This is a genomic window from Thalassospira sp. MCCC 1A02491 (assembly GCF_001613785.1).
Lineage (GTDB): Bacteria > Pseudomonadota > Alphaproteobacteria > Rhodospirillales > Thalassospiraceae > Thalassospira > Thalassospira povalilytica.
In genome coordinates, this window is sequence record NZ_LPVX01000029.1 from 82,326 (window position 1) to 95,062 (window position 12,737).

At 54.7% G+C, this 12,737-nt stretch carries 10 protein-coding genes; 9 read left to right on the forward strand and 1 reads right to left on the reverse strand.

The window, feature by feature from the left end:
• Nucleotides 1-68: 68 nt before the first annotated feature.
• Nucleotides 69-1,961 (reverse strand): peptidyl-prolyl cis-trans isomerase, encoded by a 1,893-nt coding sequence (locus AUQ42_RS10060; protein ID WP_068518956.1) that lies wholly within the window; start codon nucleotides 1,959-1,961, stop codon nucleotides 69-71.
• 331 nt (nucleotides 1,962-2,292) lie between these two features.
• Between AUQ42_RS10060 and tpiA the strand changes: the two genes are divergently transcribed.
• From tpiA to AUQ42_RS10105, 9 genes are all read left to right on the forward strand, one after another.
• Nucleotides 2,293-3,048 carry a triose-phosphate isomerase gene (tpiA, locus tag AUQ42_RS10065; RefSeq protein WP_068518957.1) on the forward strand — a complete coding sequence of 252 codons (756 nt, stop codon included), beginning with the start codon at nucleotides 2,293-2,295 and terminating at the stop codon, nucleotides 3,046-3,048.
• Between the two features lie 97 nt (nucleotides 3,049-3,145).
• Nucleotides 3,146-3,481: a preprotein translocase subunit SecG gene (gene secG, locus AUQ42_RS10070; protein WP_068518958.1), complete on the forward strand. Its 336-nt coding sequence runs from the start codon at nucleotides 3,146-3,148 to the stop codon at nucleotides 3,479-3,481.
• Between the two features lie 125 nt (nucleotides 3,482-3,606).
• Nucleotides 3,607-5,235 (forward strand): CTP synthase, encoded by a 1,629-nt coding sequence (locus AUQ42_RS10075; protein WP_068518959.1) that lies wholly within the window; start codon nucleotides 3,607-3,609, stop codon nucleotides 5,233-5,235.
• A 78-nt stretch (nucleotides 5,236-5,313) separates the two neighbouring features.
• Nucleotides 5,314-6,171, forward strand: coding sequence for a 3-deoxy-8-phosphooctulonate synthase (gene kdsA, locus AUQ42_RS10080; RefSeq protein ID WP_068518960.1), 858 nt, complete (start codon nucleotides 5,314-5,316; stop codon nucleotides 6,169-6,171).
• Nucleotides 6,172-6,274: 103 nt separating this feature from the next.
• Nucleotides 6,275-7,546 (forward strand): phosphopyruvate hydratase, encoded by a 1,272-nt coding sequence (eno, locus tag AUQ42_RS10085; protein ID WP_068518961.1) that lies wholly within the window; start codon nucleotides 6,275-6,277, stop codon nucleotides 7,544-7,546.
• Nucleotides 7,547-7,888: 342 nt separating this feature from the next.
• Complete coding sequence (locus AUQ42_RS10090; protein ID WP_068518962.1) at nucleotides 7,889-8,242, forward strand: septum formation initiator family protein; 354 nt, start codon at nucleotides 7,889-7,891, stop codon at nucleotides 8,240-8,242.
• A gap of 553 nt (nucleotides 8,243-8,795) precedes the next feature.
• Nucleotides 8,796-9,806 carry a pyruvate dehydrogenase (acetyl-transferring) E1 component subunit alpha gene (gene pdhA / locus AUQ42_RS10095; protein ID WP_068518963.1) on the forward strand — a complete coding sequence of 337 codons (1,011 nt, stop codon included), beginning with the start codon at nucleotides 8,796-8,798 and terminating at the stop codon, nucleotides 9,804-9,806.
• 53 nt (nucleotides 9,807-9,859) lie between these two features.
• Nucleotides 9,860-11,302, forward strand: a complete 1,443-nt coding sequence (locus AUQ42_RS10100) for a pyruvate dehydrogenase complex E1 component subunit beta (protein WP_068518964.1) — start codon at nucleotides 9,860-9,862, stop codon at nucleotides 11,300-11,302.
• 63 nt (nucleotides 11,303-11,365) lie between these two features.
• On the forward strand, nucleotides 11,366-12,685 hold the full coding sequence (locus tag AUQ42_RS10105; protein ID WP_068518965.1) for a pyruvate dehydrogenase complex dihydrolipoamide acetyltransferase: 1,320 nt from the start codon (nucleotides 11,366-11,368) through the stop codon (nucleotides 12,683-12,685).
• Nucleotides 12,686-12,737 lie beyond the last annotated feature (52 nt).

A 12,737-nucleotide genomic window follows, 5' to 3' on the forward strand; every position in this document is an offset into this window, starting at 1 on the left:
GTCTTGGTCGTAAATGTCATAAAAGAAAAAGGGCGACCGGATCAACCGGTCGCCCTTTTGTGTGGCTGTCAGTTTGCAGCGGACGGGGCGTAAAGCCCGTTAATCACGCTGTTATTGACTGTGACCGAGATTTCATCACGCAGATAGTCAAGATACTGCGACAGGATATCTTCATTGATTGCCTGTTTGAGTTCATCATTGACCGGCTGGGCATCTGCGGTTTCGACATTGGCTTTCTTGATTTCGTCAAGACGCACAACCAGGACGTCTTCACCGGTCTGGATCGCCTTGGCCTTGCCGTCTTCAAGCGTGAAGAGGGCTGCTGCAACCGCCGGATTGACATCAGCACCAAGGCCCTGTCCTGTCCGCTTTGTCAGGCCGCTTTCCTTGACCGATGCGCCATTTTCCGATGCAACTGCTGAAAGGTCGGCACCCGATGTGTTGACGCTGTTGGCAAGTTCTTCGGCCTTGGCAACCATCAGTTTCTGGCGTTCTTCGGACTTCCAGGCGGCAATGACATCTTCGCGGACATCTTCGAACGGGCGCAATGCCGACGGCGTTACATTTTCAACCCGGACAACATAACGGGTGCCCGATGCGGTTTCTTCAAGGAAGCTTTCCTCGCCGTTTTCAAGCTCGAAGATCTTTTCATTGATCTCGTCAGCCCCGTCGATGTTTTCGCCGGCAAGACCTTCGCCACGGACAATGCCGTTAAGCTTGTAGGTCTTTGCACCGACATCGCGTGCAGCGTCTTCGATCGGGGTGCCAGCACCCAGTTCCTCGTCGAAATTGGCCGCCAGATCATAGATCGCGTCTTCGGCCTTGAACTGTTTGATACCGTCGACAATCTCGTCGCGGACTTCGTCAAGCGACTGAACGCTGCCCGGCGTTACCGACGTCACACGCAGGATATGCCAGCCAAGTGCCGTTTCAACAGGTTCGGAGAAACCGCCTTCGGGCAGGGCAAATGTCGCGGCACTCAGATCAGGCAAAATGTCGTTGGCGGTGAATTCGCCAAGCTTGACCATCGACTCATCCATGCCGGCTTCCTTGGCCGTTTCCATGAAATCGGCACCGCCCTGAAGGCTTTTGTAAGCTTCGCGTGCGGACTGTTCATCACCCGGCGCAAACAGGATTTGCTCGACAACGCGCTTTTCCGGGGTCTGGAATTCTGCCTCGCGCTGCTTGTAGGACTCCGCGATTTCGTCTTCGGTAACAGTGACCGTCGCAATCAGGTCCGCAGCACTCAGCGTTGCAAGCGTTACGTCACGGCTTTCCGGTGCCGTGAACTGCGCTGCATTGTCTTCGTGGAATTTGCGAAGGGTGGCGTCATCTGCAACGGCGATATCATCGAACTCTGCACCATTCAGGGCAAAGAACGAACCGCGACGCTGTTCATTGCGATAGGCAACAATCTGTTTGGCCATCATTTCCGGAACGGATGCCGTGCCGGTCAGGCTGCCGACAACCTGCTGGCTCATCAGATCGCCACGAACACCTTCGATGAATTCCTGTTCGGTGTAGCCCGCAGTGTAAAGAGCCTGAAGGAAACGGTCGCGGCTGAACTGGCCGGTGGTCGGGTCCTTGAAGTTGTCCGACGCAAAGATGGTATCGCGGACTTTATCGTCGCTGATGCCGATCCCCATATCCTTGGCGTCTTCACGCAGCACCTTCTGCGAGACAAGCGACTGAACCGTATTGTTCAGAAGACCCATCTGGACAGCCTGTTGCTGGTTGAAATTCGGGCCGAATACATTTCGCATATTCTGCACGCTGCGCTGGAAGGCGCGTTCCAGTTCGACCGGGGTGATCTTCTGGCTGCCGATTTCGGCAACTTCACGCGATGTGCCAAGATTCAGCATCGATGCGTTCAGGCCCCAGATAACGAAGCTCAGTGCAATCACGCCAAAGATCACTTTGGCAAAGATTGATTTCGAAAATGTGCGAATGCCAGCAAGCATATGATAAGCCTAACAATTCGTGGTTTGGTGTCGATATAATGTATCGACAGCTTTTAATTATGATCGCCCAGGGACGCAAATCCCGACGAAATTGCCGGGCATCTTAATGGCGAGAGGTAACAGCGGCAACAGCCGATTGCATAGAAGATCATTGCAATTCCAAACGAAATGCATGAACGCGTGTTTTCCGGGACTTGGCCCGGTGCGGTGGACATGCTAAAAGCCGCTTCGAAATTGATCCTGTAACAATTCGTAACGATTGCCATTGATGCAATATCGAATTGTTATCAAAGGAATTTATCTGAAATCGACCAGCACGAGGTAGCTTCCCATGACCCAACGCCGTCCCCTGATCGCCGGAAACTGGAAAATGAACTGTTTGCGTGCGGATGGTCTTGCGCTGGCATCCGGACTTGCTGCAAAGGCATCCGAAAAGGGAACTCTGGGCTGCGATCTTCTTGTATGTCCGCCTGCGACACTGCTGTCTGATGTGGTTGGCGTCACCAAGGATAGTGCAGTTGGCGTTGGTGGTCAGGATTGCCACGCAGCCGTATCGGGTGCGCATACCGGTGACATTGCTGCACCCATGCTGGCCGATATCGGTGCTGGGTATGTTCTGGTCGGTCATTCGGAACGTCGTGCTGATCATGGTGAGAGTTCGACGGATATCCGCCGCAAGGCCATTGCGGCACATGATGCCGATCTGGTTGCTGTTGTTTGTGTCGGTGAAACTGAACAGGAACGCGATCTTGGTGCGACCCTGTCTGTTGTAAACGGGCAGGTGGCTGTTTCGGTTCCGGACGGGGCAACCGCAAAGAATACCGTGATCGCCTATGAGCCGGTCTGGGCAATCGGAACCGGACGTACCGCAAGTGTTGCCGAAGTCGCCGAAGTTCACACCGCGATCCGGGCCGAGCTTGTCAAACGCTTTGCCGATGGGAACGAATTCCGGATTCTTTATGGTGGTTCGGTCAAGCCGTCCAATGCGGCGGAATTGCTTGCCCTTGAAGATGTCGATGGCGCGCTTGTCGGCGGGGCGAGCCTCAAGCTTGAAGATTTTTGGAAAATTATTGAAACTTGCGCCTAGCCAACAGCCATAAAACGCGTTAAATACGCATCAAATTTATGCCCGATCCGGGCCAAATTGCGTTCGGATCGGAAGTTAGGACAAGAGTTTCGAGACCATGCAAACAGTCATTCTGGTAATCCACCTTCTTCTTGCGCTTGGCTTGATTGCCGTCATTCTCGTGCAGCGCAGCGAGGGCGGTGGGCTTGGTATCGGCGGTAACAGCGGCGGCGGAGGCGGTGGCTTCGGCGTGATGAGTTCACGCGGCGCTGCGAACCTGCTGACCCGTACCACTGCGATTCTGGCAGGTGCATTCATGATCACCAGCATCATTCTTGCACTGCAGTCCAACAGCCACACCAAGCCAGCTTCCATTCTGGAACAGGCACCGGCTTCGGCCCCGGCGGTTACTGAACCCGCCGAGGATACCGGGCCCGCGGCTCCGACCCGCTAAACAAATTAACCGACGACACGAGGCGGCAAACTTGCCGCCTCAATTTTTGATTGTTGTATTCCCCGGTTCGTGATGCACTAAACGGCATTGAACCGAGGCTTTGTGCTTTGAGATGAGGCAAAGAAATGACTCGTTATATCTTTATTACCGGTGGCGTTGTTTCTTCGCTGGGCAAGGGCCTGGCTTCCGCTGCTTTGGGTGCTTCGTTACAGGCACGCGGCTTTACAGTTCGTCTGCGCAAGCTTGATCCGTATATCAACGTTGATCCGGGCACCATGAGCCCGTACCAGCATGGCGAATGCTATGTGACCGAAGACGGTGCCGAGACCGACCTTGATCTTGGTCACTATGAACGTTTCACCGGCGTTTCTTCCCGCCGTTCCGACAACGTGACCACCGGGCGCATCTATTCGAACGTGATCGCCCGCGAACGCCGCGGTGACTATCTTGGCGGGACCGTTCAGGTCATTCCGCACATCACCGATGCGATCAAGGAATTCGTTCAGTCTGACGCGACCGAGGACTTTGTTCTTGTCGAAATCGGCGGCACGGTTGGCGATATTGAAAGTCTGCCATTCCTTGAAGCGATCCGTCAGATGGGCAACGATCTTGGTGATGGCCGCACGCTGTTTATGCACCTTACTCTGGTGCCTTATATCTCGACCGCAGGCGAGCTGAAAACCAAACCGACCCAGCATTCCGTCAAGGAACTGCAAAGTGTCGGTATTCAGCCTGATATTCTGCTGTGCCGTTGTGATCGTGAAATTCCGATCAATGAACGCCGCAAGATCGCGCGTTTCTGTAACGTCCGCGAAGCAGCAGTCATTCCGGCCTATGATGTCGATAACATCTATCAGGTGCCGATCAGCTATCACCAGTACGGCCTTGATAGCGAAGTTCTCCATCACTTCGGTCTTCAGGCCCAGGACCCGGATCTGGCACCGTGGGAAAACATCTGCAACACCATCCGCAACCCGGAAGGTGAGGTCACCATCGGTATCGTTGGCAAATACATCCAGCTTCCCGATGCCTACAAATCCCTGACCGAAGCCCTGACCCATGGCGGTATCGCCAACAAGGTCCGCGTCAATCTGGAATGGATTGCGTCTGACGAGCTGGAAAAAGAAGGCAACGTCAACGAAATCCTGTCCAAGCTTGATGCGATCATGGTTCCGGGCGGCTTTGGCGAACGTGGCGCAGAAGGCAAGATTGCCGCAGCACGCTATGCCCGTGAAAACAAGGTGCCGTATTTCGGTATCTGCTTTGGCATGCAGATGGCTGTTCTCGAAGCAGCCCGTAACCTTGCCGGTCTGAAAGATGCATCTTCGTCTGAATTCGGCCCGACCAAAACCCCGCTTGTTGGTCTGATGACCGAATGGGCAAAGGATGGCGGTTCGGTTGAACGTCGTACCGGCGAAGATGACCTTGGCGGCACCATGCGTCTGGGCAATTATGAGTGCAAGCTGGTTGACGGCACCCGTGCACGCGACATCTATGGCAGTGAAACCGTTCTGGAACGTCACCGCCATCGCTATGAAGTTAACGTAAACTTCATGTCGCAGCTTGAGGAAAAAGGTCTTAAATTCTCGGGCCTGTCGCCGGATGGTCGTTTGCCGGAAATCGTTGAATACCCGGATCATCCGTGGTTCATCGGTGTCCAGTTCCACCCGGAACTGCGTTCGCGTCCGCTCGACCCGCATCCGCTGTTCGTGTCATATATCAAGGCCGCCAAAGAGCGCAGCCGTCTGGTATAATTGGCACGCAGTCTGATTGCGCGAATGGCCGCGTGCTGTATACGTGAATGGCCGAATGCTTGAATGAAAGTCATCGCAATGACCGAAATTAAAACTGTCAAAGTCGGCAATATCGAAATCGCCAATGACAAGCCCTTTGCCGTTCTGGCCGGGCCGTGCGCGATCGAAAGCCGTCAACATGCACTCGAAATGTCCGCAGCCCTCAAGGAACTGTCCGAAGGGCTCGGCATCGGTCTGGTTTACAAAAGCTCGTTTGACAAGGCGAACCGCACCAGCACCACATCCAAGCGCGGTGTTGGTCTGTCCGAAGGTCTCGATATCCTGGCAGAGGTCAAATCGGTCACCGGTCTTCCGATCGTGACGGATGTGCATTTGCCCGACCAGTGTGCGGCGGTTGCCGAAGTTGCCGATATTCTTCAGATCCCGGCATTCCTGTGCCGTCAGGCGGATCTGTTGCAGGCAGCGGGCAAAACCGGTCGTGCGGTCAATGTCAAAAAGGGCCAGTTCTTGGCACCCTGGGACATGGCCAATGTGGCCAACAATCTTGCCGCGACCGGCAATGACAATATTATGCTCTGTGACCGTGGGACCAGCTTTGGCTATAACACGCTTGTCACGGACTTCCGCGGACTTCCCACCATGGCCCGTCAGGGCTATCCAGTTGTTTTCGATGCAACCCATTCGGTTCAGCAGCCAGGCGGCCAGGGCACGTCGTCCGGCGGCCAGCGTGAATTCGCGCCGGTTCTGGCCCGCGCAGCCGTTTCGGTTGGTATCGCAGCACTGTTTATCGAAACCCACGATAATCCGGCAACGGCCATTTCGGATGGCCCGAACCAAATCCCGTTGAACAAATTACCCGAAGTTCTTTCGGTCCTGATGGAACTGGACAAAGTGGCAAAAGCCAATCCGGTTCGTCTGGATATGTTTGACGCATGATTTTCAAATGCCGCCAATCGTCATTGGCGGCATTCTTTTTTGCTGTAACCTGCATGCCTGACAAAAAGGCATGGTTCCTACCAGTGAGGAGAACGTTTCTGTCATGACCGCTATTATCGATATTCGCGGCCGCGAAATCCTTGACAGCCGTGGTAACCCGACGGTCGAAGTTGATGTAACTCTGGAAAATGGCGCCTTTGGTCGTGCAGCCGTTCCGTCGGGTGCATCCACCGGTGCCCACGAGGCTGTTGAACTTCGCGACAAGGAAGACCGTTATCTTGGCAAAGGCGTGACCAAGGCTGTTGCCTCGGTCAATGGTGAGATTTTCGAAGCGCTGGTCGGCATGGATGCCGAAGACCAGGTTGCTGTCGACAATGTCATGATCGAACTCGACGGCACGGATAACAAGTCCCGTCTGGGTGCCAATGCCATTCTTGGCGTTTCACTTGCGACTGCAAAGGCGGCTGCTGAGGACGCAGGTCTTCCGCTTTACCGTTATGTCGGCGGTGCCTTTGCCCGTACGCTTCCGGTCCCGATGATGAACATCATCAACGGTGGCGAGCACGCCGATAACCCGATCGACGTTCAGGAATTCATGATCATGCCGGTATCGGCAGAAACCGGTTCTGACGCGATCCGCATGGGTGCGGAAATCTTCCACAACCTGAAAAAGGCGCTGTCGGCAGATGGTCTGAACACCAACGTCGGTGACGAGGGCGGCTTTGCGCCGAACATCGCATCGACCGAAGCTGCCATCAGCTATGTCATGAAATCGATCGAAGCTGCCGGTTATCGTCCGGAAGAAGACGTCGTTCTGGCCCTTGATGCGGCATCGACCGAATTCTACAAAGACGGCAAATATGTCCTGGCGGGCGAGGGCAAGACCCTTGATTCCAGCGGCATGGTCAAATACTGGGCCGACCTTGTTGGAAAATACCCGATCTTCTCGATCGAAGACGGTATGGCCGAAGACGACTGGGATGGCTGGGCTGAACTGACGGCTGCCATTGGCGCCAAGACCCAGCTTGTCGGTGATGACCTGTTTGTCACCAACCCGAAACGTCTGGCTGATGGCATCAAAAAAGGCGTGGCCAACTCGATCCTGGTCAAGGTGAACCAGATCGGTACGCTTTCTGAAACGCTGGAAGCTGTCGAAATGGCTCATCGTGCCGGTTACACCGCGGTCATGTCGCACCGTTCGGGCGAAACCGAAGATTCGACCATTGCTGATCTTGCTGTTGCGACCAACTGTGGTCAGATCAAAACCGGCTCGCTGTCGCGTTCTGACCGTATGGCAAAATACAACCAGCTGATCCGCATCGAAGAGATGCTTGATGCCGGTGCCTACTATCCGGGTCGTTCGATCCTGAAATAACCGGAACGGGTGATTTCATATCACCGGATTTCTGCGGGATGCGCCATAAACTGGTGCATCCCGTTTTTTGTTTCGATGGCGTTTTGCGGGCTGACTGACAGTGGAAAACAGTAAATCAGAACTATCTGATTGACCGTAAATTGCGGTGCTTGAGGGTGCCGTTTAACGCTATTTTTACCAATGTCTGTGTTACTTGGTGCGTAATATTGGCCGATCTATGACTTTGTTCTAAGGCAAGTTGCTGAATGCAAAGGGAAATGACGTATGTTGTTTTCTTGTTTTGGTTTCAAAATGGTCAGTGATGCGGTCAAAGTCGCGTTTCCGCGCAAGGGGCAAGGGTAAATGTCGTCACACTCACCGGTTTTTCGTCGTCTGCAACAGGCAGTCGCGCCGGTCATCGCATTTACAGTCATGGCATATTTCATCTTTCACAGTGTGGAAGGTGAACGTGGTCTGCTGACCTACTGGTCGATGCAGGACCGGGTGACCGAAATTGCCAAGGTGCTTGATGAAACGACCGAGCGCCGCAAAAAGCTTGAACAGCATGTCATTTCCTTGCGCGCCAATCATCTTGATCCCGATCTTCTCGATGAACGCGCACGTGCGATGCTGAATGCCGCACATCCCGATGACGTCATCATCTTTCATCATGACGGTTATCAGGATATGACCACCATCGCTGCCCACACCAACTGATCTGTTCCCGAACGGCTGATCGCATCCGCCCAGAGAATCCGGGGGCGTGGTATCCTGTGTTTGGGCGGGGAAATTGGCCGTTGCGGCACACTGTCACATCAAAAATCAAAGAAATTCCTGGTTGTGAAATCTGGTCAGCAATGATCGCTTGCCGGTAAGGTATTGTTTAAACTGACTTCTGGTTTATAGTCGGAAAACTGGCCGGATCGGTTGATTGCATTGATAATGAATGCATTCTTTGGGTTGTTTTCGATCTAGAACGGCTATGCGGTATTATCGTCATAAAAGCATAGCATTTGTGACGCAGGGGAATGAACGAAATTTAACGCATTCGCCCAAGTCGCTGAAAATACTCAATCTCTGTATATTTGCCAAAATACACAAATTAACTAAAATCGGGTTTATTTGTGATTGTGCGTTGCAAAACAACAGTTTATTCGGCGTTTGATTGCTTGCCCTTGGAGGTCGTTTTAGGTAGTCATTTCGGTGGTCCAGTACCGAATTAAGCGCTCATACATGATGCTTAAGCGATAGCCATCCACCGGGAGGAAACATGGCGACCACGAAACGCAAACGCGCCACTACGCGCGCCGACAACCAGGCGAGCAGTGACGATCTCCTCAAATATTACCGTGAAATGCTGCTGATCCGCCGCTTTGAAGAAAAAGCCGGTCAGTTGTATGGCATGGGTCTTATTGGTGGCTTCTGTCACCTGTATATCGGGCAGGAAGCCGTTGTTGTCGGCATGCAGTCTGCCATCACGGGTGATGATGGTGTGATCACCAGTTACCGTGATCACGGCCACATGCTGGCTTGCGGCATGGATGCCGGTGGGGTTATGGCCGAACTGACGGGCCGCGAAGGCGGTTATTCCCGCGGTAAAGGCGGCTCCATGCACATGTTCTCGAAAGAAAAGAACTTCTATGGCGGCCACGGGATCGTCGGTGGCCAGGTGCCGCTGGGGACCGGTATTGCCTTCAATTACAAATATCGCGGTGAAGACCGTGTTTGCCTGACTTATCTTGGTGACGGTGCCGTCAACCAGGGTCAGGTCTATGAAGCCTTCAACATGGCCGCCCTCTGGCAGCTTCCGGTGGTTTATTGCATCGAGAACAACCAGTACGCCATGGGCACCTCGACCCAGCGTCACTCGTCCAGCCCGGACCTTTATCAGCGCGGTATGGCCTATGGCATTCCGGGCGAACAGGTCGATGGCATGGACGTTCTCGCGGTCAAGGAAGCCGGTGAACGCGCCGTTGCTCACTGCCGCGAAGGCAAAGGCCCTTATATCCTTGAGCTGAAAACATACCGCTATCGCGGTCACTCGATGTCGGACCCGGCGAAATATCGCACCAAGGACGAACTCGACAAGATGCGCAAGGAACACGACCCGATCGATATGGTCAAAAAGCTGCTGATCGATGGCAACATCATCGACGAAGCTGGCCTTAAGGATATCGACAAGGAAGTGAAAGCCGAAGTCGCAAAAGCGGCCGAGTTCGCGCAGAACAGCCCGGAACCGGATGTTTCTGAACTGTTCACCGATATTCTGATCGACGCGTGATCGCGACTTTCGCGAACCGCTTTTGACCGATATTTCCCGGGAGAGAGGGAACAATGCCGATTGAAGTTTTGATGCCGGCCCTGTCGCCGACCATGACCGAAGGCACGCTTGCCAAATGGAACGTCAAGGAAGGCGACACGATCGCATCCGGTGACGTCATCGCAGAAATCGAAACCGACAAAGCAACGATGGAAGTCGAAGCTGTCGATGAAGGTACTGTGGGCAAGATCGTCATCGCCGAAGGTACTGAAAATGTCGCAGTGAATGCTGTTATCGCCTATATCCTCGAAGAAGGCGAAGACGCATCCGCGCTTGATAACGTTTCTGCATCGTCTGGCGGCGCTGCACCGGCTGCCGAAGAAAAACCGACTGCACCGGCCGAAGAATCAGCACCGGCTGCAAGCACGGCAAGTGCCGCACCGGTTGCGGCCAGCGGCGCAATCGAACGTTCGGACGCCGAGCCGCGCGCCATGAGCGTGATGAACGCGACCCAGGACGAAAAGACCTATACCAGCTTTAAAACCCAGACCGTGCGTGAAGCCCTGCGTGATGCAATGGCCGAAGAAATGCGTGGTGACGAAAACGTCTTCGTCATGGGTGAAGAAGTCGCACAGTATCAGGGTGCCTACAAAGTCACCCAGGGGCTGCTTGACGAATTCGGTGACCGCCGTGTTGTCGACACCCCGATTACCGAAATCGGTTTTACCGGTATGGCAACGGGTGCGGCATTCATGGGCCTCAAGCCGATTGTTGAATTCATGACATTCAACTTCGCCATGCAGGCCATTGACCACATCATCAACTCTGCGGCCAAGACGCTTTACATGTCCGGTGGCCAGCTTGGTTGCCCGATTGTCTTCCGCGGTCCGAACGGTGCTGCTGCCCGTGTTGGCGCACAGCATTCGCAGTGCTATGCATCCTGGTATGCACATTGCCCGGGTCTTAAGGTGATTGCACCGTGGTCGGCAGCTGACGCAAAAGGCCTTCTTAAGGCCGCGATCCGTGATCCGAACCCGATCGTCTTCCTCGAAAACGAAATCATGTATGGTCAGAGCTTCGAAGTTCCCGACGATGACGACTTCGTTCTGCCGATCGGCCAGGCCAAAATCGAACGCGAAGGAACCGATGTCACCATCGTTGCTTTCTCGATCATGGTTGGCAAGGCGCTCAAGGCTGCTGAACAGCTGGCAGAGCAGGGCATCTCGGCCGAGGTCATCAACCTGCGTACCATTCGTCCGCTCGATGTGAACACCATCATTCGCTCGGTAATGAAGACCAACCGTCTTGTTACCTGTGAAGAAGGCTGGCACTTCGCCGGTATCGGTTCGGAAATCGCATCTGTGGTCATGGAACATGCCTTTGACTATCTCGATGCACCGGTTGCCCGCGTGACCGGCGAAGATGTTCCGATGCCGTATGCTGCAAATCTCGAAGCGCTTGCGCTTCCGCAAGAGCAGCACATCGTCGATGCGGCCAAGGCCGTTTGCTATCGCTAAGTGATACGGACAGGGGCAGGCGCCGTCCAATGTGCGCCGCCCCGTTACCGGGAGAATGTGTTCATGCCTGTAAAAGTATTGATGCCGGCCCTGTCGCCGACCATGACCGAAGGCACCTTGGCAAAATGGCACGTCAAGGAAGGTGACACCGTTGAATCGGGCGATGTCATCGCAGAAATCGAAACCGACAAAGCCACGATGGAAGTCGAAGCCGTCGACGAAGGCAAGATCGGTAAAATCCTTGTTGCCGAAGGCAGCGAAGGTGTTGCTGTAAACGAAGTCATCGCGCTTCTGCTTGAAGAAGACGAAGACGAAAGCGCGCTGGATGGTGCCGATACGTCTGCTGCGGGTGCTGCCCCGGCGGCCGAAGCCCCGTCCGAGCCCGCATCTTCGTCGGCACCGGCCCAGTCAGATGCACCAGTAAAAGCCGGCCCGGCCCCGGCCGCACCGGTTTCGGGTGGTGATCGGATCAAGGCAAGCCCGCTTGCGCGTCGCATTGCCGCCAATGACGGTGTTGATCTTGCATCGGTTACCGGTTCTGGCCCGCGTGGCCGTATCGTCAAACGTGATGTCGAAGCCGCCAAATCGGCAAAACCGGCAGCAGAATCCGCATCCGCCGAAAAAGCAGCACCGTCTGCACCTGCTGCGGCAGCAGCACCGGCCGCTTCGGGCTGGAACCCGGATCTTACCGGTCTGCCGGAATACGAGGAAATCCCGAACAGCGGCATGCGCAAAACCATCGCGCGTCGCCTGACGGAATCCAAACAGCAGGTTCCGCATTTCTACCTTACGGTCGATTGCGAACTCGACAATCTGTTGGCAACCCGCAAGCAGCTGAATGAAAAAGCCGGTGACGGCGTCAAGATTTCGGTCAATGACTTTGTCATTCGTGCGGTGTCGCTGGCGCTTAAGAAAGTCCCGGCTGCCAACTCCATCTGGACCGACAAGGCGACCCTTCAGTGCAAGAAACAGGATATCTCGGTGGCGGTTGCCATTGATGGTGGCCTGATCACGCCGGTCGTTCGTGATGCCGGTTCCAAAGGTCTTGCTGAAATCTCGTCCGAGATGAAAGCACTGGCTGGCAAGGCCCGTGATGGCAAGCTGATGCCCGAAGATTACCAGGGCGGGACCTTCTCGGTTTCCAACCTTGGCATGTTTGGCATCAAGGAATTTTCTGCCATCATCAACCCGCCGCAGGGCTGCATTCTGGCCGTTGGTGCCGGTGAACAGCGCCCGGTCGTCAAGGATGGCGCACTTGCCATCGCGACCGTCATGAGCTGCACGCTTTCTGTCGACCACCGTGCGGTCGATGGTGCGGTCGGTGCCCAGTTCATGGCCGAATTCAAAAAGCTGATTGAAGACCCGCTGAGCATGCTGCTCTAACGGTCCAAAGTTGCGCGGGGACTTTCGAAAGTCCCCGCAAGCATTTGAATTT

What these genes read in the sequence shown, in the direction of transcription:
- AUQ42_RS10060 (WP_068518956.1), bottom strand. Translation starts at nt 1,961, where the DNA reads ATGCTTGCTGGCATTCGCACATTTTCGAAATCAATCTTTGCCAAAGTG.
- tpiA (WP_068518957.1), top strand. Translation starts at nt 2,293, where the DNA reads ATGACCCAACGCCGTCCCCTGATCGCCGGAAACTGGAAAATGAACTGT.
- secG (WP_068518958.1), top strand. Translation starts at nt 3,146, where the DNA reads ATGCAAACAGTCATTCTGGTAATCCACCTTCTTCTTGCGCTTGGCTTG.
- AUQ42_RS10075 (WP_068518959.1), top strand. Translation starts at nt 3,607, where the DNA reads ATGACTCGTTATATCTTTATTACCGGTGGCGTTGTTTCTTCGCTGGGC.
- kdsA (WP_068518960.1), top strand. Translation starts at nt 5,314, where the DNA reads ATGACCGAAATTAAAACTGTCAAAGTCGGCAATATCGAAATCGCCAAT.
- eno (WP_068518961.1), top strand. Translation starts at nt 6,275, where the DNA reads ATGACCGCTATTATCGATATTCGCGGCCGCGAAATCCTTGACAGCCGT.
- AUQ42_RS10090 (WP_068518962.1), top strand. Translation starts at nt 7,889, where the DNA reads ATGTCGTCACACTCACCGGTTTTTCGTCGTCTGCAACAGGCAGTCGCG.
- pdhA (WP_068518963.1), top strand. Translation starts at nt 8,796, where the DNA reads ATGGCGACCACGAAACGCAAACGCGCCACTACGCGCGCCGACAACCAG.
- AUQ42_RS10100 (WP_068518964.1), top strand. Translation starts at nt 9,860, where the DNA reads ATGCCGATTGAAGTTTTGATGCCGGCCCTGTCGCCGACCATGACCGAA.
- AUQ42_RS10105 (WP_068518965.1), top strand. Translation starts at nt 11,366, where the DNA reads ATGCCTGTAAAAGTATTGATGCCGGCCCTGTCGCCGACCATGACCGAA.